Genomic DNA, 19,063 nt, shown 5'->3' with positions numbered 1-19,063 from the left:
GCCCCCTCGTCGTCGATCGGTGAGGCGCTCGGGCGCCGCGGCAGGGCAGAGGCTACTCCGCGAGGCTCGACGGCGCCTCAGGCGCGACGACCTCGGGCCTCCTGCGGCGCGCACTCCCCCGGCGCGCGGGCAGAGCCAGGAGCAGCACGGCGAGCACCAGGACGGCGATGCCTACGACCGCGTCGGGCGTCAGCCGCTCGCCGAGCAGGGCGACGCCGAGGAGGGTCGCGGTGGCGGGCTCGACGAGGGTGAGCGTCGAGACCGTGGCGGCGGGCAGGAGGCGGAGGCCGCGGGCGAAGAAGGTGTAGGCGACCGCGACGGTCACCACGCCGAGCCAGAGCACGGCGGGAAGGGACCCGGCGAGGCGCCCGGGGTCGCCCGCCAGGAGGATCGGCAGCGCGAGCAGCGCGGCGGTGCCGAACTGGGCGCCCATCGCGGCTGCCGGGCTGAAGCCGCGCTCGAGCAGCAGCTTGCCGCAGACGGCGTAGAGCGCGTAGGCGGCGCCCGCTCCGGCCGAGCCGGCCAGACCCGGCACGGAGACTCCGCCCGCGGCGCCACCGGTGAGCAGGCCGGCGAGCAGCACGACGCCGACCGCCGCGAGCGCCGTCGAGACGAACCAGCGCGGGCTCGGGGCGGTGCGCAGGACGAGCCACTCGAGCAGTCCGGTGAAGGCGGGGGCGGAGCCGAGCGCGACGATCGTGCCGACCGCGACGCCGTTCTCGGCGGTGCCGGTGAAGAAGGCGGGCTGGTAGGCGGCGACGCCGGCCGCACCGAGGAGCACGAGCAGCACCGTCGAGACGCGCGGCCTCCGGGCGGCGCGGCGGGGAGCGCGCGCCGTCTCGACGCCGAGCAGGGCGGCCAGCAGCGCCCCGCCGAGCACGATCCGGGCGGCGCCGAGCAGCAGCGGATCGACGCCCTCCGCGCCGAGCGACTGCGCCGTGCCGGTGGTGCCGAAGCAGACCGCGGCGAGGAGGATCGCGGCGACCGCGGACCCGCGAGACCCCATCTCCGCCCCGTCCCGCGGCCGGGCGGCGCGCGGGCTCCAGTCTGGCAGCGGCGGACCTTCCGCCGTTCAGGTTCCGGGCCCGGGATGGCGGTACGGTCGAGGCGAAGGCGGGTGGAGCATGGGCATCGCGGAACCGTTCGACGTGGAGAGCTATCGGCGCAGCGCGCACGGCAGCCTCCACGACCACTTCTCGATCCGCGAGTTCGAGGAGGCGCCGCTGGATCGCGAGGCGATCGTCGCGTCCGCCTACCTCCGTGCTCTCGAGCACGCGGCCGTCGTGCGGGTGCTGCCGCTCGCGCGGGCGCACCCCGATCCGCGGGTGCGGTCGTTCGCGACGACCTGGGCCGCCGAGCGGCACCGGATCGCCGATGCGCTCGGCGAGGTGCTGGCGGCCTCGCCGCGAATCCGCGGCGTCGAGACCGGACCGGCCGAGCCCGTGGTCCGGAGCCGGGTGCTGCGCGACCGCTCGTCCCGGCTGCTCGCGGGGCCCATCGCCCTCGCGCTGGCGGTCGACGCGCAGATCGCGCTGCACGCCTACCGCCGCCTGGCGCGGTTGTCGCTGCACCCCGAGATGGAGCGCCTCGCCGAGACCGTCGCCGCGATCCTCGAGCGGCACGCGGACTTCTTCGGCGAGCTCGCGGCGGACAGGATCGGCCGGCCGCTGCGCCGCCGGATCGTCGCCGCCGCCGTGCTCGCCGCCCTGCGCCTGCCGGTCGGCGAGGCGGCGCTGCCCGAGGAGCTGGCCCGCGAGGGACGCGAGCTGGTCTTCGGCCGCGACGACGGCGGACTCGACGGGATCGACGCGGGCGTCGTCGCGCTCTACGCGCTGCCCTGCACGGCAGCACGGCGACTGCTGCGGCCGCATCGGACGCTGCCGCTGCGCGCGGCGGTGCAGGCGGGGCGATTCGGGGCCGATGTGGTCGCGGGAGTGCGGGAGCTGCGGTCGCTGGTCGCGGACTGAGCGGGCGGCGACCCGGAGAGCCGCGCTGTGCGAGGACGCCCTCCGCGCTACGCGGATTCCCGCTGGACGAGGCTCACGGGCAGGATCCGCTGCCGGTCGACCTCGCGTCCCTGCAGGACGGCGACGACGGTCTCGGCGGCGATGCGGCCCATCTCCGCGAGGGGCTGTCGGATCGTCGTGATCGGCGGGTCCGTCGTGGTCGCGATGACGACGTCGTCGAAGCCCACGACCGAGACGTCCGTCGGGACGCGCCGCCCGGCGGCCCGGAGGACGTGGATCGCGCCGTGCGCCATCAGGTCGGAGGAGGCGAAGATCCCGTCGAGATCGGGGTAGCGCTGCAGGAGGCGCACCATCGCGGTCACGCCGCTCTCGACCGTGAACGCACCGTGCGCGAGGGGCGCGTAGTCGATGCCCAGGTGCTCCAGTTCGTCGCGCCAGCCGCGCAGCCGCTCACGGGCGGGCTTCATGTCATGGGGGCCCGCGATGATGCCGAGTCGCCGACGGCCGGACTCGGCCAGCACTCGCGCGGCGAGCCTCCCTCCCCCGTAGTTGTCCGCATCGATCACGAGGGCGTCGTCCGCGAGGGCGACCCGCGGTCGTCCCACCCAGGCGATCGGGGCCGGAGAGTCCGCCAGCTCCTGGGTCACCTGGGTCATCTCGTTCTGCAGGATCACGACGGCCCCGTCGACCGCGCGCGTGCGGAGGAGCCGGGCGACCCGGCCCCTGTCGTCGTAGTCCGCGGGCAGCAGGACCGGCTGGATTCCCTGCGCGTGCAGGCTCGCCGCGGCGCCCTTCAGGACCGCCGTGAGGATCGTCCCGGGCAGGCGGTCGAGATCCTCGAAGGCGACGATCAGCGCGATCGAGCCCGCGCGTCCCCCGCGCAGCATGCGGGCGGCGCCGTTCGCCTCGTAGCCCAGCTGCTTCGCGGCGCGCTCCACGGCGGCGGCCATGCCTGCGTCGACGTTGGTCCTGCCCGCGAGCACTCGCGCGGCGGTCGCGCGGGACACCCCCGCGATGCGCGCGACGTCCACCAGTGTCGGTTCAGCCATCGCCTGTCCTTCTGTCGAGGAGGAGCGACCGCCACGGCGTCGCGGGAGCGCCACGAGTCACCGTGCTGTGCTCCGAAGACACAGGATGTCAGAGTTCGGTCCACGCACTGCCAGCTGCGATCGGGGGCTTGCGGGCGCCGCGGGACGCGGTGCGCGTGATGCCGGAGTCCCGATCCGCCGAAACACCCGTGTCACCTGCCTGGGGTACGGTGACCGCCGGGGTTCGCGAGGAGACGCATGCACGGAGCAGGACGGCTGGCACGGCGCCTCGGCGTCGGCGCCCTCGCCGCGCTCGTGCTGGTGGTCGGCGCCGGGATCCCCGTCTACGTGCTGCCCCCGATCGATCCGGTGCCGGAGCACGCCGATGCTGTGCTCGTCCTCGGGCCGCCCACCCGTGCGCGCACGGAGCTCGGCCGCGACCTGGTCGAGGCGGGAGTGGCCGACACCCTGGTGATCTCGGTCTGGGCGTCGGATCTGGCCGCGGCTCCGGGCGAGAACGACGTCGTGGCCTGCGACGAGCCGGACATGGACGTGGTCTGCTTCACCGCCGACCCCGGGACGACTCAGGGCGAGGCGCGCGCCCTCGCCGACGACGCGCGGGCGGACCACTGGGACAGCGTCGTCGTCATCACGCAGACCCCGCACATCGCCCGGGCGCGCCTGCTGCTCGGCCGCTGCTTCGACGGTGAGCTCTCCATGGTGTCCTCCGGCGAGCCGTACACCTTCGGCGACTGGGCCTACGAGTACGTCTACCAGACCGGCGCGTTCGTGAAGGCGCTCGCGGACCCGGCCTGCTGACCGGACCCGCACCGACCGGACCCGTGCCGACCGGACCCGCGCCGACCCGGGCCGCTCAGCCCAGCAGCTCGCGCACGTCCTCCGCGGTGATGCCGCCGGTCGCCGCCGCACCGTCGTCGGACATGACGGCCGCGAACAGGGCGGCCTTCGCCTCCTTGAGCGCCATCACCTTCTCCTCGATGGTGTCCTTCGCGACGAGCCGGTAGACCATCACCGAGCGGGTCTGGCCGATGCGGTGGGCGCGGTCGACGGCCTGCGACTCCGTCGCCGGGTTCCACCACGGGTCGAGCAGGATGCAGTAGTCGGCCTCGGTGAGGTTGAGACCGAAGCCGCCCGCCTTCAGCGAGATGAGGAAGACGCCCGCCTCGCCGGAGCGGAAGCGGTCGATGACCTCGTCGCGCTTCTTGGTCGCGCCGTCGAGGTAGGCGTACTCGACGCCGGCCGCGTCCAGCCGGCCGCGCACCCGGCCGAGGAAGCGGGTGAACTGGCTGAAGACCAGCACCCGGTGCCCCTCGGCGAGCGCGTCGGCGAGGAGCTCGTCGAGCAGGTCGAGCTTGGTCGAGGGCACCGTGGCGTGCGCCTCGTCGACCAGGGCCGCGTCGAGCGCGACCTGGCGGAGCACGGTGAGGGCGCGGAAGATCGCGAACCGGTTCTTCTCGAAGTCGCCGATCAACCCGAGCACCCGCTGCCGCTCGCGGGCGAGGTAGGTGTCGTAGACCTTGCGCTGGCGGGTGCCGAGCTCGACCTCGATGGTCTGCTCCTGCTTGGGCGGCAACTCCGTGGCGACGAGCTCCTTGGTGCGGCGGAGCATCAGCGGGCGGATGCGGCGGCGCAGCTGGCTGAGGCGCTCGGTGTCGGCGTCGCGCTCGATCGGCTTCTGGTAGTACTCGGCGAAGCCGGCCGGCGAGGGGAAGAGGCCCGGAGCGACGATCGACAGCAGCGACCAGAGCTCCATCACGTTGTTCTCCATCGGCGTGCCCGTGATGGCGAGCTTGAACGGCACGTCGAGGCGCCGGGCGAGCTGGTGGGTGGCCGACTGGCGGTTCTTGACGAACTGCGCCTCGTCGAGCAGGAAGCCGGACCACTGGATCCCCGCGTAGGACTCGTAGTCGAGGCGGAAGAGGGCGTAGGAGGTGACGACCAGCTCGGCCTCGCCGATCATCGTCGACAGCGCCTTGCGCTTCTTCTTCGAGGTCTCGTCGATGCCGACCACGCGGAGGTCGGGGGCGAAGCGCTTGGCCTCGCCGACCCAGTTGGGCACGACGCTCGTCGGCGCGACGACGAGGAACGGGCGCGGCGAGGTGCCGGCGCTCGCGGCGGCCGCGCGCTGCTCCTGCATCACCCGGGTGACCAGCGCGAGCGACTGCACGGTCTTGCCGAGACCCATGTCGTCGGCGAGGACGCCGCCGAGCTGGTTGTCGTAGAGGAAGGAGAGCCAGTCGTAGCCGAGCTGCTGGTAGGGCCGCAGCTCGACGGCGAAGCCCTCGGGCAGGGCGCGGGACTCGAGGGCGCCGGTCGCGGTGAAGCCGGAGAGGCCCTCGACAGAGCGGCGCCAGGCCGCGGCCTGCGCCTCGACGACGCCGAGCTCGACCAGCTCGTCCCAGAGCGAGGACTGGAAGCGGCTGATCCGGAGCGTCTCGCTCGGGTCGTCGGAGAGCTCGCGCGCCTCGGCGATCAGCTCGCGGAGACGGCCGAAGCGCTCGTCGTCCAGCGCGAAGTAGACGCCGCTCGGCAGCACCATGTACTCGTCGCCGCGGGCCAGGGCGAGGAAGATCTCGGCGAGCGGGACCGCCTCGTCGTTGACCGTGACGGAGATCTCGAGGTTGAACCAGTCGCGGCTGTCCGGCTGCGCGACCGTCTGCACGGCGACGACCGGCGCGGTCTCCGCCTCGCGGTACTCGACGCGCTGGCCGATCTCCTCGATCTCGACGGTGCCGAGCTCGCGCAGGCGCTCGACCTCGCCGGTGAGGAAGCCGACGGTCTGCATGCCGCGCAGGTCGAAGGTGGGGCGGAGGCGGCGGCTCGAGGGCGAGACCAGGGCGGGGGTCGACTCCGGGTCGATGCCGGCGCCGCCGAGCGAGTCGAGGATCCGCTGCTCGGCCTCGGCATCGCGGTAGCCGGACTCGTCGTCCAGGCGGAGCGGGAGACGCTCGGCCTCGGTGCCGCGACCGCCCTCGATCCCGTAGCGCCACCACCAGGAGCCACGGAGTCCCGCGCCCTCGGTGTGCTCGAGGGTGAGGCCGAGCCGCGGCTCGGGGACGGGCGGCGCCTCGAAGGAGCCGTCGCGCGAGACGATGTCGAAGAGGCGGTGCAGGCGCTGGTAGTGCTCGGTGAGGAACGCCGACTCCTCCTGCTCCGGGATGCGGATCGGCTCGTTGCTCCAGAGGAAGGTGCGCGCGGAGGAGACCAGCGGCGCCGCGAACGGCACGAGCGTGACGGCCTTGCCGCGCAGCTCGTCGCCCTCGTCCCAGGTGTAGAGGCCGACGGCGGGGTCGCCGATGAAGCCGAAGTGCTCGGGCGCCGGGTGGTCGCCGATCGCGACGAGGGAGCGCAGCTCGAGGCCGGCGGGCGTGCGGGTGACGTCGATGGACGCGGTCGCGGTGGTGTCGAGGATCTTCAGCGGGGTCTGGTCGCGGTCGCCCATGACCAGGCCGATGCCGGCGCGGACGGCGCCGTGCAGGGCCGCCCAGATCGCCTCGCTCCGGCACTGGTCGAGGTAGAGCCAGGTGTCGGGCGAGTAGTAGCTCGAGGCGCTGTGCCCCGAGAGCAGGCCCTGCATCTCGCGGACGACGTCGATCTGGCGCTCGTCGTAGTCGTGGCTGTAGTGCAGGTAGCCGAGGTCGCGCCAGCTGGTGCCGGTGCGGACCCAGCGGTCGCGGTCGCCCATCCGCACCGGGCGGACGCCGAGGCGCGGGCGCGGCTCGGGCGGCGGCCGGTAGCTGTTGTAGCGGCCGGGCGGGCGGCGCACGGGCTCGCCGGGGAGGAGCTCGAACTGGAGGCCGAGCGGGATGCCGGAGTGCGAGCGCTCGGCGCCCGCGAGCAGCGGCGCGAGGGCGCTGCGCCACTCCGGGACCGCGTCGACGGCGGCCTCGCCGGGGAACGGGCCGCTCAGGGCGCCCTCGCGCTCGCGGCGCAGCGCCTCGATCAGCACCGCGGCGACGTGCTTGCACTCGTGCTTGACCGGGCAGCTGCAGGCGCCGCCGAGGAGGATCGAGTGGTCGCCCTCGTCGCGCAGCTGCACGCTCACGGCGTAGGGCGAGCGGCCGGAGCCGCGCACCTGGCCGAAGAGCCGGGTGCGCCCGCCGAACCACTGCAGCTCGGCGACGCGGCCCTCGTCGGCGTAGGCGACGCCCTTCTCGAGGGCGGCGGTGCCGACGAGTCCCCGGATGTCCTGCTCGCTGAAGGGTTCGCGGCCCTCGGCCCCGGGCGCGGCCGAGGAGGGCAGCACCTCTTCGGGGGGACTCTGGCGGGCCATGGACCTCACGCTCTCCGCGCACCGACCGGAGCGCATCCGTCCATTCAACCCGATTCCGGAGGCGCCGGGAGCCGCGGGGCGGGATCCGCGCCCTCCGCGCCCGCTCCTACGATGGACGGATGCCCCGCCTGTCGATCGTCTCGGCGCACACCTCGCCCCTCGAGCAGCCCTCGACCGGCGACGCCGGCGGGATGAACGTGTACCTCGCCGGGGTGCTGCCCGAGCTCGCGGCGCTCGGCTGGGAGGTCACCGTGCTCACCCGCGGCGAGGGCGTGCGGCGGCTCGCGCCGGGGGTCTCGGTGGTCGGCGTGCCGGTCGAGGCGGCGGACAAGTACGCGCTGGCCGCCTCCGCGCCGGCGTTCGCCGAGGCCGCCGAGGGTGCGGACGTCGTGCACTCGCACTACTGGGTGTCGGGGCTGGCGGGGGCGCTCACCGGCGCTCCGCACGTGCACTCGATGCACTCGAACTCGCTGGCGAAGAACGTGCGGCTGGTGCCGGGCGACGTGCGGGAGCCGGAGGAGCGGATCCGCGCCGAGCGCTCGGTGCTGGGCTCGGCCGACGCTGTGGTCGTCGCGGGGGCGTCGGAGCGGTCGGACGTCGTGGACGGCTACGGGGTGGATCCCGCACGCGTGCTGGTCGTGCCGCCGGGGGTGGATGCGCGGTTCTCGCCGGGGGACGGCGAGCGTGCGCGGGAGATCGTGCTGCTCGGGCGGGTGCAGCCGCTGAAGGGGCAGCTGCTGGCGGTGCAGTCGCTCGCGCGGATCCCGGCGGACGAGCGGCCGCTGCTGCGGTTGGCGGGCGGGCCGGCTCCGGGGCGCGAGGGGTACCTGGAGGAGGTGCGCGCGGCGGCGCAGGAGCTCGGCGTGGACGAGTGGGTGCGCTTCGAGGGCGTGGCAGACCGGGAGACGGCGGCGGCGCTGCTGCGCGGCGCGCGGCTCGCGCTGGTGCCCTCGGCGGCGGAGACGTTCGGGCTGATCGCGCTCGAGGCGGCGGCGAGTGCGACGCCGGTGCTCGCGCGGCGGACGACCGGGCTGGTCGACGCGGTGCGCGACGGCGAGAGCGGCGTGCTGATCGACTCCGGCGACCCGGCGGTGTGGGCGGCGGAGATCCGCCGGCTGCTCGCCGACGACGCCGAGCGCGCGCGCCTCGGCCGCGGCGGCGTGCAGTGGGCGGCGGCGCACACCTGGGCGGCCGCGGCGGCGCGCCTGGACGCGCTGTACCGCGGGCTGCTGCGGGGGCGCGCCGCCTCCTGCTGATCGAGCAGCCCTCGGAGAGGGCGTATCGAGATCCACTGTCATTCGGTGGGCGGGTCTCGATACGCCGCTGCGCGGCTACTCGACCAGCATGCAGGGGGCGGTCAGTCGGCGATGGCCGGGGTGCCCGGGTCGAAGTGGGCGCCGCGGGTGGAGCGGTACCAGGGGGCGAGGCGGTCGGGCGAGACGGCGACCATGGCCGCGCCGGTGAAGCCGGCGTCGTTGCCGAAGCGGGCGGAGACGATCTCGGTGCCGAGGTCGAGGAAGCGGGCGAACTCGTCGAAGACGTGCGCGGCCGCTCCGCCGATCACGAAGAGCTGCGGCGAGAGCAGCATCTCGAGGTGCCGGTAGTAGACGTTGAGGCGGCCCGCCCACTCCTCGAGGGTGATGCCCTCGCGGCGGACGGCGGAGAAGCCGACGCGCGGCTCGAAGTCGGGACCGTCGATGTGCACGTGGCCGAGCTCGGAGTTGGGGATGACCTCGCCCTCGTAGACCAGCGCGGTGCCGATCCCGGTGCCGAGCGTCGTGAGCAGGCAGAGGCCCTCGCGGTCGCGCATCGCGCCGAACTCGCGCTCGGCGACTCCCGCGGCGTCCGCGTCGTTGACGACGACGACGTCGACGCCGGTCGCCTCGGACAGCAGCGACTGCGCGTCGATCCCGACCCAGCGCTGCGAGACGTGGGTGGTCTGCCGCACGATGCCGCCGCGGACGATACCGGGGAAGCCGACGCCGACGGGCGTGCCGGCGATCGGCGAGACGTCGCGGACGATGCCTGCGATGGCCGCGGCGAAGTCCTCGGGCTCCTTGCCGACGGGGTTCGCGACGGCGAAGCGGCGGGCGGCGCGCTCGCCGGTGGTCACGTCGACGAGGGAGGCCTTGATCGAGGTGCCGCCGATGTCGACGCCGACGGCGAAGCGCGGGAGGAGGCCGTCCTGGGGCTGGGTCACGGATGCTCCGTCTGGGAAGTGGTGGCGAGGACTGACCTCGGGCTCGCGGGAACGCGCACGGCTCGCCGGATCACAGGATCCCGACGAGCATTGGACGAGTCTACGAGCCGGAGGTCCGAGCGGGCTCGGAGGTGGCGTCGAGGCCGTCCAGGAGGTAGGCGATCACCGGCTCGTAGAGGTGCACGGCGAGGCCGTCGTCGATCGGGACGACCACCTCGATCGAGCCCTGCGCCTCGGCGACGAAGACGGCGGGGTCGTTGCAGTCGGCGATGGCGATGGTCGGGAGGCCGCGCCGCCCGGAGGCGCCCGCCCAGCCGTGGTCGGCGACGACGAGGTCGGGGCGGATGCCGAGCGCCTCGAGCTCGTCGAGGAGGGCGTTCATCGGCTCGGCCGAGTGGGTGTGCTGGAGGCTGCCGCCGCGGTAGGCGCAGGTGACGCCGCCCGTGCACCAGAGCCGCTGGTGCTCGTCGGCCAGGGGGACCCGGATGCCGTCGGGGCGGGCGAACGGGAGGGCGTTCACGTCGACCACGCGGGCGCCCGCCGCCGTCGCGGCCGCGGCGAGCCGGCGGTAGACGTCCAGCAGGGTCGCGGGGTGCGCGGTGGCGAAGAGGATCAGCGCACCCTCGCGGACGGCGCGGGCGAAGCGGTCGCGGTAGGCGTCGAGTGCGGCGACGGTGAGCGCGGCGTCGATGCGGTCCTGGCCGTGCTCGAAGGCCGGGTCGGTGCTGATGCCGACCCGCTCCCCCATCAGGGCGAGCAGGCTCTCGACGTCCCAGTGCTCGGCGACGTCGACGCCGTAGAGGTGGGCGGGCTCGCGGGCGGCCAGGCGGCGGAGGTTGCCGAGGTTGCTCGCGCGGCCGGTGAGGACGGCGCCGGTGAGGAGCGACTCGTCGAGGATCGCGGCGAGGGCGGCGGCGGACAGCGGCATGCGGAGGGGCCTTCCGGTGGGGGTCCCTCGAGCGTAGTTCGAAACTCGTGCTTGACGAGTGATAGTCGCCGATATATCGTTACTACATCGCCGACAGATCGTGAGCACTCGCTCCGACGGGCGAGACGGATTTCGAGAGGAATCCCCTGACACGAGAAGAGACACCATGAACACCAGGAACTCCTTCCACGACCACAGCGACCGCTTCGACCGCTCGCACGGCGAGCACGACCGCGGCCGCGGCGGCCACGACCAGCCCGGCCGCCGCGAGCGCCGCGGCCCCGGCGGACACGGCCGCGGCTTCGGTCCCGGCTTCGGCTTCGGCCCGGGCTTCGGCGGCTTCGGCCCCGGCTTCGGCGGCCCCGGCTTCGGCCGCGGCGGCGGACGGGCCCGTCGCGGCGACGTCCGCGCCGCCCTGCTCTCCCTCCTCGCCGAGAAGTCCTCGAACGGCTACGGCCTGATCAAGGCCATCGCCGAGAAGACCAACGGCTCGTGGCGCCCCAGCCCCGGCTCGGTCTACCCCACGCTCCAGCAGCTCGTCGACGAGGGCCTCATCACGGCCGTCGGCGAGGGCCGCGGCACCGAGTACCAGCTCACCGACGCGGGTGGCACCTACGTGCGCGAGCACGCCGACGAGCTCGCCGCCGCCTGGGAGGCCACTCCCGGCGCGAGCGACTCGGACCGCGAGTTCGTCGAGAACATCGGCAAACTGATGGGCGTCGTCCAGCAGTTCCGCGGGGCCTCGGAGGCGCAGCGCGCCGCCGCGTCCGCGAAGCTCGACGAGACCCGCCGCGCGCTGTACCTGATCCTCGCCGACTGACGAGGCTCGGCTGCCCGATGCCGGTCGAGCGGCCCTGCCTCATGCTGGTCGAGCAGCCCCGCAGGGGCGTATCGAGACCCAGCGTGCTCAGCAGGGCGGGTCTGCAGACCCACCTCCGAACGGTGGTGGATCTCGATACGCCCGCTGCGCGAGCTACTCGATCAGCATGAAACGACCATCTGACGGCGGCCATCATGCTGGCCGAGCCGTCCCGCGGCATGCTGGTCGAGTAGCCCCGCAGGGGCGTATCGAGACCCGGCGTGCTCAGCAGGGCGGGTCTGCAGACCCGGTGTCACGACTGTGGTGGATCTCGATACGCCCGCTGCGCGGGCTACTCGATCAGCATGGAGAAGGCCACCGCATTCCGACGGACGCCCCTCGCGCACTCGCGCGGGGGGCGTTCGTCGCGTCAGCGGTAGGAGGCGGCCAGGCGGGCGAGGCCCTCGTCGAGGGTGACCGCGGGCGTCCACTGGAGGTCGGCGCGGGTCGCTCGCTGGTCGAACCAGTGCGCGGTCGAGAGCTGCTCGGCGAGGAAGCGGGTCATCGGCGGCTCGTCCTCCCCCGGGCGCACCGCCCAGACGCGCTCCACGAGCGAGCCGGCGGCGCGCGCGACACCCGCGGGCACCGACCAGCTCGGCGGCCGCACGCCGGCGGCGCGGCAGATCCCGGCGAGCAGCTCGGCCACCGGCCGAGGCTCGCCGTTGGTGACGACGTACGCGCGGCCGTGCACCGCCTCCGCCCGGCCGAGCGCGGCGACGATCGCCGAGGCGGCGTTGTCGATGTAGGTGGAGTCGATCAGCGCCTGGCCGTCGCCGAGCAGCGGCAGCCGGCCGGTGCGGGCGCGCTCGACGATCCGCGCCACCAGCTGCGTGTCGCCCGGCCCCCAGACCAGGTGCGGACGCACCGCGACCACGGCGAAGCCCGGCGCGTCCGCCGCGAGCGCGAGCAGCTCGGCCCGCGCCTTCGTGCGGGCGTAGTCGCCGCGGGCACGCTCGGGATCGGCGGGCTCGGCGCCCTCGCCGATGATCGACGCGCCGGCGTGCGCGACGGACGGCGACGACACCTGGACGAAGCTCCGGACGCCTGCGCGAGCGGCGGACGCGAGCAAATCCCGGGTCCCGTCGACGTTCACCCGGACGAAGTCGGCCGGATCGCCCGCGAGCGACACTTTCGCCGCGAGGTGCACCACTCCCTCGCAGCCCGCGACCGCGGCCTCGACGGCGCCCGAGTCCGCCAGCGAGCCGCGGACGTCCTCCACCCCGCTCACTCCCGAGGGACGGCGCTGGAACGTGCGGACCTCGTGTCCCGCCGCGACGAGCCCCGCCGCGACGGCGCCGCCGAGCAGCCCGCTCGCCCCGGTGACGAGGACCCTCACGGCGCGACCATCCGGCCGCCGGCGAGGATCGACTCCGCCCAGCGCGCGAGCGCGGCCCGGTCGATCTTGGAGTTGTGCCGGATGTCGGTCGGCAGTGCCGGCACGACGAGCACGGCCGCGACCGGTGCGCCGACGGATGCGCGGACCTCGGCGGCGAGCTCCTCGGACGCGAGCTGCGTGCGGGGGGCACCCTCGTGCCGCTCGACGACGGCGACCAGCTGCGCGACTCCGCCGGGCCCGACGCCGACGATCGCGGCGCGGGAGACCGCGGCGACGCGCGCCTCGATCCGCTGCTCCGGCCCGACGGGCGTGACGACGCCGTGGGCCGTGACGATCACGTGCGGCAGCCGGCCCTCGACCCAGAGGCGCCCGTCGGCGTCGATCCGGCCGACGTCGCCGGTGCGGTGCCAGCGCTCGCCCGGGACGGCGCCGCGGCGCGCGGCGCGGTCGGTGAGCCAGAGCCGCTCGTAGTGGTCCTCGACGTGGCCGGCCGAGACGACGATCTCGCCGGTGACGCCGACCAGCTCGGCCGGCTCGGGAGCGGCCTGCCCGTCGTCGTCGAGCGGAGCGATCCGGAGGCGGACGCCCGCGGCGGGAACGCCCACGCAGACTCCCCCGCGCGGATCGTCGTCCGCGGCGGCCGCGCGGATGCCCTCGAGCGACGCGTCGGTCAGCAGCAGGCCCTCCGTCATCCCGTAGGGCGTGCGGGCCGAGGCGTTCGGCATCAGCGCCTGGGCCTGCCCGAGCAGCCCCTCGGCGACGGGGGCTCCGGCCGAGAGGAAGGTGCGGACGCCGGCGAGCGCGCGGTGGTCGTCGGCGTCGAGGTCGCCCGCGGTGGCGACCACGTTGGCGAGCGCGGCGGGCGAGAGGAAGAGGACGGTCGCGTCGACCCGCGCCGCCGCCGCCGCCACGGCCCGCGCGGTGAGCGTGCGCGGGGAGGTGACGTCCATGTCCGGCGTCGCGGAGCGGGTGCCGAGCGCCGGGCCGAGCAGCGCGAACGGCGCGAAGCCGGCGACCAGTCCGGTCCCCGGTCCGATGCCGTACTGGCGGGCGAGGGCGTCGCGGACCCCGGCGAGCTGGCGGTGCGTGTAGACGACGCCCTTCGCGGGGCCGGTCGATCCGGAGGTGAAGAGGATCGCGGCGACGTCGTCGGCCGCGGGCGGCGCACCGAGCGCGTCGGCGGAGGCGTCGAGCTCCGCCCGCCCGAGCTCGATCAGCTGCCCGAGCGAGGTGTCCACACCGAGGGCGCGGGCGGAGGCGCGCGGCAGGGTCTGCGTCGAGACGCGGCCGCCCGGCCAGCCGAGCGAACGGGCGACGGCGAGCCCCGGCAGCGCGCCGACGACGAGGTCCGGCCAGGCACCGCGGACCGCGCGGGTCAGCCCGCGGAGGCCCAGGCCCGCGTCGGCGACGACCACGACGGCGCCGATCCGCAGGCAGGCGTAGAGCAGGGCGGTGAGGTCGGCGCCGGGCGGCACGAGCAGCGAGACGCGGTCGCCCGGGGCGACACCCGAGGCGCGGAGCCCCGCGGCCAGCTCGCGGACCCGCTGCGAGAGCAGCCGCCAGGACACGGAGCGCGGGCCGCCTCCCCCGGGCGGCGCCATCTCGACCAGCGCGAGCGAGTCGTCCTCGACCCGCTCGTCCAGGTGCCGCCAGAGCGGCTCGATCGGCACGGTCGGGCGCTGCACGTCGGGGGCCTGGACACCGGCGGTGACGTCGGCGAGCCAGGTGAGCACCGCGCCGGAGTAGTCGACGTCCTCCGCGAGCAGGTGACCGGTGCCCTCGAAGCGGTGCACCTGCGCGTGCGGGAGGCGGTCGACGAGGTCGTCCAGGTAGCGGTCCGAGAAGATCGGGTCCAGCGGGCCCCAGAGCAGCAGCGCGGGCGTCTCGAGGGCGCGGACGCCCGCGGCGATCCGCTCCAGCTCGGCGTGGCTCGGGTGCGCGGGGCCGACCGGGATGTCGGCGACGAACCCGCCGACCCCGCCCCGTCGCTCCGCCGAGCGGTAGGGCGCGCGGTAGCCGTCCTTGACCGCGGCCGGGATCGCCGGGTGCCCGAGGGCGAGCGTCGTCTCGAGGAACGCGGGCGTGCCGACGGTCGAGGCGCCGAGGACGCCGGAGGCGAGGGCGAGCCGCAGCGGCGCGGGGATCGGCGCGTCGGCCGGCTGATGGATCGCGGTGTTGAGCAGCATCGTGCCGCGCAGCAGCTCGGGGTGGTCGACCGCCCAGCCGAGCGAGACGACTCCGCCCCAGTCGTGGCCGAGGGTGACGACGTCGGTCAGGCCGAGGACGTCGGTGAGGTTCGACAGCTCGCGCACGCGGTCGGCGAGGGCGTGCAGCTCGCCGGTGCGCTCGGAGAAGCCCATCTCGAGCTGGTCGACGGCGACGACGCGCCAGGCCGGCTCGCCGCGGCGGGCGGCCGCGACGGTGGCGGCGGCGAGGGCGCGCCAGAGGTAGGACCAGGTCGGGTTGCCGTGCACGCAGAGGATCGTGCCGAGCGGCTCGACGCCGCCCAGCGCCTCGTGCGTGTCGAGCAGGTGCCAGCGGCGCGGGACGCCGTGCGCGTCGGGCGCGTCGACGAGGCGCGACCAGGACGGATCGAGGCCGTCCAGTCCCGCCGGCGGCAGCTCCGCCGCCGAGGTCGAGCCGAGTGCGCGGCGGATCCTGGCGGCCGGGTGCCGGCCGGCGGCGGCGCTCACCAGGCGATCTCGAGCATCGCGGTGTTGATGCCGGAGCCGACGCCCAGCAGCAGGACGCGGTGGCCCGGCTCGAGGGTCTTCGACTCCTGCGCGAGGGTGATCGGGATCGACGCGGGGCCGACGTTGCCGAGGGTCGGGTAGGTGGTGGGCACCAGCTCGGGGTCGATGCCGACGGCCTTCACGAAAGCGTTGGTGTGCACGTCCGACACCTGATGCATGATGTAGCGGTCCATCCCGCCCCAGCTCCAGTCGCGCTTCGCCTCCTTCCAGGCGGAGACGACGAGCTCCATGCCGCCCTTGAGCAGCGCCTTCGCGTCGGTGAACATCCCGTCGACGCTGCCGACGCAGAGCTCGTTGAACTGGGTGGCCGCGCGGGTGATGCCGCCGAGGATCCGGTGGCCCTTGGGGTGCTCGTCGGCCGGGCCGAGGATCGCGGCCGCGGCGCCGGACCCGAGGGTCAGGCTCGCGAACTCGCTCATGAAGTCCTTGCGCTTGATGCCCTCGCGGCTGAGGCGCTCGATGGTGTTGACCTGGATCTCGTCGGCATCCTCGCCGTCGATGATCATCGCGTACTTGATCTGGCCGGAGTCGATCAGCTGGGCCGCGAGCGTCATGCCGTTGACGAAGCCGAGGCAGGCGTTCGCGATGTCGAAGTTGATCGCGGAGGAGGGCAGGCCGAGCCCGTGGTGCAGGCGCACGGCGACCGAGGGCTCGAGGTGCTTGCGGGTGACCGAGGTGTTGATGATCAGCCCGATCTGGTCGGGCCGGATGCCGGCCTCGGCCAGCGCGCGCTTGCCCGCCTCGATCGCGGCGCCGTCGAAGCCCTGCTCGGGGCCCCAGTTGCGCCGCTCCTGCACGCCGGCGACGCGCTGGAGGAGTCCGGTGGGGAGTCGCAGCCGCTTCAGCGCCGGCGCCAGTCGCGCGTCGATCTCTTCCGACGTGGTCACCCGGGGGGCCATCGTGGTAGCGACGGACAGCAATGCGACGTTGCGGTGCGTGGTCGTTGCGTTTCCGTCCAACGGAACTCCCTATCGAGTTGTCGATCTCGGCATGTGCCCCCGTGATTTTACGCTGTCGTTCACCCGACGCTTGCTGGACGCGGGCTGGACGGCGGCGACATGCACACTCCGGGGGTCCGCTGCGCGCGCTGGCGCGGAATCGCGCGCGTTTTCGCGGAGGTGCTCCACGATGGCCACAGCCGACCCTCCGGTGTCAACCACCCGACGCTCGGGCACCTCCGGCTCGCGAAACCGACTTCGGCTCGCAGGAACAGCCGGATCCACGAGCCGAGGCCGGAATCGCGAGCCGGAGGTGTCGACGCAGCAGCAGGCGGCCGAGGTTCGGCTCGCGGAGACAGCCCCGGCCCGCCAGAACGGCTGGATTCCACGAGCCGGGGCCGAAACCGCGAGCCGGAGGTCCGGGTCACCGGCGTTCGGCTCGCGGAAACCGCCCAGGCTCGCCAGAGCAGCCGGATTCCACGAGCCGTGACCGAAAGTGCGAGCCGGAGGTCCGGGCCGCGGACGTTCGGCTCGCGGAAACCGCCCCGGCTCGCCAGAACACGCGGATTCCACGAGCCGTACCCGAAACCGCGAGCCGGAGGTCCGGGTCACCGGCATTCGGCTCGCGGAAACCGCCCCGGCTCACCAGAACACGCGGATTCCACGAGCCGTAACCGGAACTGCGAGCCGGAGGTCCGGGTCACCGGCATTCGGCTCGCCAGAACACGCGGATCCCACGAGCCGAGGCCGGAATCGCGAGCCGGAGGTGTCGGCGGAGGACCGGGCGGCCGAGATTCGGCTCGCGGGACCAGCTCCGGCTCGCCGGAACAGCCGGATTCCACGAGCCGTGACCGAAAGTGCGAGCCGGAGGTCCGAGCCGTCGACGCTCGGCTCGCGGAAACAGCCTCGGCTCGCCGGAATCGGCGGATCCCACGAGCCGAGGCCGGAATCGCGAGCCGGAGGTGTCGGCGGAGGAACGGGCGGCCGAGGTTCGGCTCGCGGAGACCGCCTCGGCTCGTCGGAGTCCGCCGGTCTCGCGAGCCGGAGCCGGTTTCGCGAGCCGGAGGTGCGGCCGGAAGTGCGGCCGGAGGTGCGGACGGAGGCGAGCAGGGAGGGAGGTGCGGACGACAGCCGCGGGGTGCGCGAGCGGGGTCAGGTGCCCATCGCCCAGGGCTCGCGGTCGCCGCGGAGGCGGGCGGCGAGCGCCATCGCCTGCTCGTCGGTGAGGGTGGCGACGTAGTCGACGACGCCGCGGGCGCGGCCGAGGCGCTGCAGAGACTCCGCGTCGACGCGCGGGCGGCCGCGCTCGCCGGCCGGCAGCCACTCGGGGCGGTCGGCGCGGAGGCGGAAGTAGCCGTCGGTCGCCAGCTCGATCAGGTCGAGCAGCTTCTGCGGGGCGCGCGGGCCGTCGCGCGGATCGTCGAGCCAGGCGTCGAGGTGGGTGACGAGCGTCCCGAGCACCTGCGACTGGCCGCGCTGGTAGGTCGCGAAGTCGGGCCGGTCGATGACGAAGCGGGTGTGCACGAACTTCAGCACCGCGACGTCGTGCCAGGCGTCGGGCAGGAGGGTCAGGTGCCCCGAGCGCACGTTCGGCTCGGCGAGCACGAGCACCGAGCGCTGCAGCCGGCCGATCCAGGAGGAGACGAACGACTCGATCGCCCGCTCGGTGCGGGTGGAGCCGTCGAACGGGACCGCGAGCAGGCCCTCGACGAGCTCGGTCGAGACCCGCTCGACGGAGGAGCGGAAGTGCTCGTCGCTGGCGATCCACGGGTCGCGGGCCACCAGCCGGCGCCGCAGCATCTCCAGCGAGTGGCCGGGGGCGCGCGCCCACAGCTCGTCGGCGTCGAGGGCGGCCAGCGCGTTCTGCTCGCGAAGGAAGGCGCGGAACTCCACGGCGACGGCCGCCTGCTGCAGCACGCCCGCGCGGTAGAAGTCGTCGAGGTCGTGCAGCGAGTACGCGATGTCGTCGGCGACGTCCATCACCGAGCACTCGAGGGTCTGCTGCCAGGGCGCGATCGCGGTGAAGCCGGTGCGGGAGTCGAGCAGGTCGTCGAGGTCGAGGGTGTAGGCCGAGAACTTGGGCGGAGCGGTCTCCCAGCGGCTGGCGGTCGAGCCACGCGGCAGCTCGGTCGGGTCGGCGGTCTCGAGGTCCGGCCGGCAGACCGTCCGACCCCACGGGTACTTGAGCACCGCCGCGCGCGAGGCGGCGGTGAGGTTCAGCCCCGCCTCGACCGTCTCGCAGACGTCGAGCTCGGAGAGGATCCGGAACGACTGCGCGTTGCCCTCGAAGCCCTCCTCGAGCCCGAGCTTCTCGCGGGCCAGGCGGTCGAGCGCCTGCTCGCCGAGGTGCCCGAACGGCGGGTGGCCGAGGTCGTGCGCGCTGGCCGCGGCCTGCACCACGACCGGGTCGCAGCCGCCGAGGCGCTCGACCAGCTCGCGCTGGGCGGTGTCGGTGGTGGTCAGCTGCATCGCGATCGCGCGGGCGACGGCGGTCACCTTGATGGAGTGGGTCAGCCGGTTGTGCACGACCTGGCCGACGCCGGAGGGCGAGATCACCTGCGTGACCGCGGAGAGCCGGGCGAAGTAGGGCGAGAAGCGGATCCGCTCCAGGTCGACCCGGTACTCCGGGAACTCCTCGCCGGTGGCGAAGCGATCGACGGGCTCCGGTGTGCGGCGGTCGCGGCGGGTGTCGTGCGCCCGGTCGTCCGTGCGCGGCCGGTCGTCCGAGTGCGGCGGGGCCGGTGTCGCGTCGTGCATGGG

13 protein-coding genes are annotated in these 19,063 nt (G+C 74.4%); 4 read left to right on the top strand and 9 right to left on the bottom strand.

The features are described from left to right. Positions 1-52: 52 nt before the first annotated feature. Positions 53-1,006: a DMT family transporter gene (locus EDF36_RS09620; RefSeq protein WP_123732811.1), complete on the bottom strand. Its 954-nt coding sequence runs from the start codon at positions 1,004-1,006 to the stop codon at positions 53-55. Between the two features lie 118 nt (positions 1,007-1,124). On the opposite strand from EDF36_RS09620, the gene EDF36_RS09615 reads away from it, so the two are divergent. Then, positions 1,125-1,967 (top strand): ferritin-like domain-containing protein, encoded by an 843-nt coding sequence (locus tag EDF36_RS09615; RefSeq protein ID WP_123732810.1) that lies wholly within the window; start codon positions 1,125-1,127, stop codon positions 1,965-1,967. A gap of 47 nt (positions 1,968-2,014) precedes the next feature. Here EDF36_RS09615 and EDF36_RS09610 read toward each other — a convergent pair whose 3' ends face one another. Then, positions 2,015-3,016, bottom strand: coding sequence for a LacI family DNA-binding transcriptional regulator (locus EDF36_RS09610; protein ID WP_123732809.1), 1,002 nt, complete (start codon positions 3,014-3,016; stop codon positions 2,015-2,017). 237 nt (positions 3,017-3,253) lie between these two features. On the opposite strand from EDF36_RS09610, the gene EDF36_RS09605 reads away from it, so the two are divergent. After that, positions 3,254-3,814, top strand: coding sequence for a hypothetical protein (locus tag EDF36_RS09605; RefSeq protein WP_123732808.1), 561 nt, complete (start codon positions 3,254-3,256; stop codon positions 3,812-3,814). A 55-nt stretch (positions 3,815-3,869) separates the two neighbouring features. On the opposite strand, the gene EDF36_RS09600 is transcribed toward EDF36_RS09605, so the two are convergent. Continuing rightward, entirely contained in the window at positions 3,870-7,289 is a 3,420-nt protein-coding gene (locus EDF36_RS09600; RefSeq protein ID WP_185020429.1) for a DEAD/DEAH box helicase, read from the bottom strand. Positions 7,290-7,408: 119 nt separating this feature from the next. On the opposite strand from EDF36_RS09600, the gene EDF36_RS09595 reads away from it, so the two are divergent. Continuing rightward, positions 7,409-8,545 (top strand): glycosyltransferase, encoded by a 1,137-nt coding sequence (locus tag EDF36_RS09595; RefSeq protein ID WP_123732806.1) that lies wholly within the window; start codon positions 7,409-7,411, stop codon positions 8,543-8,545. A gap of 101 nt (positions 8,546-8,646) precedes the next feature. On the opposite strand, the gene EDF36_RS09590 is transcribed toward EDF36_RS09595, so the two are convergent. Further along, positions 8,647-9,489: an ROK family protein gene (locus EDF36_RS09590; RefSeq protein ID WP_123732805.1), complete on the bottom strand. Its 843-nt coding sequence runs from the start codon at positions 9,487-9,489 to the stop codon at positions 8,647-8,649. Between the two features lie 100 nt (positions 9,490-9,589). After that, complete coding sequence (locus tag EDF36_RS09585) at positions 9,590-10,417, bottom strand: phosphatase (RefSeq protein WP_123732804.1); 828 nt, start codon at positions 10,415-10,417, stop codon at positions 9,590-9,592. Positions 10,418-10,583: 166 nt separating this feature from the next. Here EDF36_RS09585 and EDF36_RS09580 point away from each other — a divergent pair, with 166 nt between their 5' ends. After that, positions 10,584-11,237, top strand: a complete 654-nt coding sequence (locus EDF36_RS09580) for a PadR family transcriptional regulator (protein WP_123732803.1) — start codon at positions 10,584-10,586, stop codon at positions 11,235-11,237. A gap of 409 nt (positions 11,238-11,646) precedes the next feature. Here EDF36_RS09580 and EDF36_RS09575 read toward each other — a convergent pair whose 3' ends face one another. The 4 genes from EDF36_RS09575 to EDF36_RS09560 form a co-directional block, all read right to left on the bottom strand. Continuing rightward, complete coding sequence (locus tag EDF36_RS09575; protein ID WP_123732802.1) at positions 11,647-12,612, bottom strand: NAD(P)-dependent oxidoreductase; 966 nt, start codon at positions 12,610-12,612, stop codon at positions 11,647-11,649. Further along, positions 12,609-15,269, bottom strand: a complete 2,661-nt coding sequence (locus EDF36_RS09570; protein ID WP_123732900.1) for an alpha/beta fold hydrolase — start codon at positions 15,267-15,269, stop codon at positions 12,609-12,611. The genes EDF36_RS09575 and EDF36_RS09570 overlap by 4 nt, the downstream gene beginning before the upstream one ends. A gap of 32 nt (positions 15,270-15,301) precedes the next feature. Continuing rightward, positions 15,302-16,264 (bottom strand): 3-oxoacyl-ACP synthase III, encoded by a 963-nt coding sequence (locus EDF36_RS09565; protein ID WP_372487889.1) that lies wholly within the window; start codon positions 16,262-16,264, stop codon positions 15,302-15,304. Positions 16,265-17,455: 1,191 nt separating this feature from the next. Continuing rightward, entirely contained in the window at positions 17,456-19,060 is a 1,605-nt protein-coding gene (locus EDF36_RS09560) for a deoxyguanosinetriphosphate triphosphohydrolase family protein (protein ID WP_123732801.1), read from the bottom strand. Between the last annotated feature and the right edge of the window lie 3 nt (positions 19,061-19,063).

Origin of the sequence: Rathayibacter sp. PhB152 (genome assembly GCF_003751395.1) — a bacterium.
Taxonomy (GTDB): Bacteria; Actinomycetota; Actinomycetes; order Actinomycetales; family Microbacteriaceae; genus Rathayibacter; species Rathayibacter festucae.
Note: the sequence above shows the minus strand (reverse complement) of the source record. Positions and strands in the feature narration are given on the sequence as shown.

Excerpts from the sequence above, each read along its gene's own strand:
- EDF36_RS09620 (WP_123732811.1), bottom strand. The coding sequence starts at position 1,006 with ATGGGGTCTCGCGGGTCCGCGGTCGCCGCGATCCTCCTCGCCGCGGTC.
- EDF36_RS09615 (WP_123732810.1), top strand. The coding sequence starts at position 1,125 with ATGGGCATCGCGGAACCGTTCGACGTGGAGAGCTATCGGCGCAGCGCG.
- EDF36_RS09610 (WP_123732809.1), bottom strand. The coding sequence starts at position 3,016 with ATGGCTGAACCGACACTGGTGGACGTCGCGCGCATCGCGGGGGTGTCC.
- EDF36_RS09605 (WP_123732808.1), top strand. The coding sequence starts at position 3,254 with ATGCACGGAGCAGGACGGCTGGCACGGCGCCTCGGCGTCGGCGCCCTC.
- EDF36_RS09600 (WP_185020429.1), bottom strand. The coding sequence starts at position 7,289 with ATGGCCCGCCAGAGTCCCCCCGAAGAGGTGCTGCCCTCCTCGGCCGCG.
- EDF36_RS09595 (WP_123732806.1), top strand. The coding sequence starts at position 7,409 with ATGCCCCGCCTGTCGATCGTCTCGGCGCACACCTCGCCCCTCGAGCAG.
- EDF36_RS09585 (WP_123732804.1), bottom strand. The coding sequence starts at position 10,417 with ATGCCGCTGTCCGCCGCCGCCCTCGCCGCGATCCTCGACGAGTCGCTC.
- EDF36_RS09580 (WP_123732803.1), top strand. The coding sequence starts at position 10,584 with ATGAACACCAGGAACTCCTTCCACGACCACAGCGACCGCTTCGACCGC.
- EDF36_RS09565 (WP_372487889.1), bottom strand. The coding sequence starts at position 16,264 with ATGGCCCCCCGGGTGACCACGTCGGAAGAGATCGACGCGCGACTGGCG.
- EDF36_RS09560 (WP_123732801.1), bottom strand. The coding sequence starts at position 19,060 with ATGCACGACGCGACACCGGCCCCGCCGCACTCGGACGACCGGCCGCGC.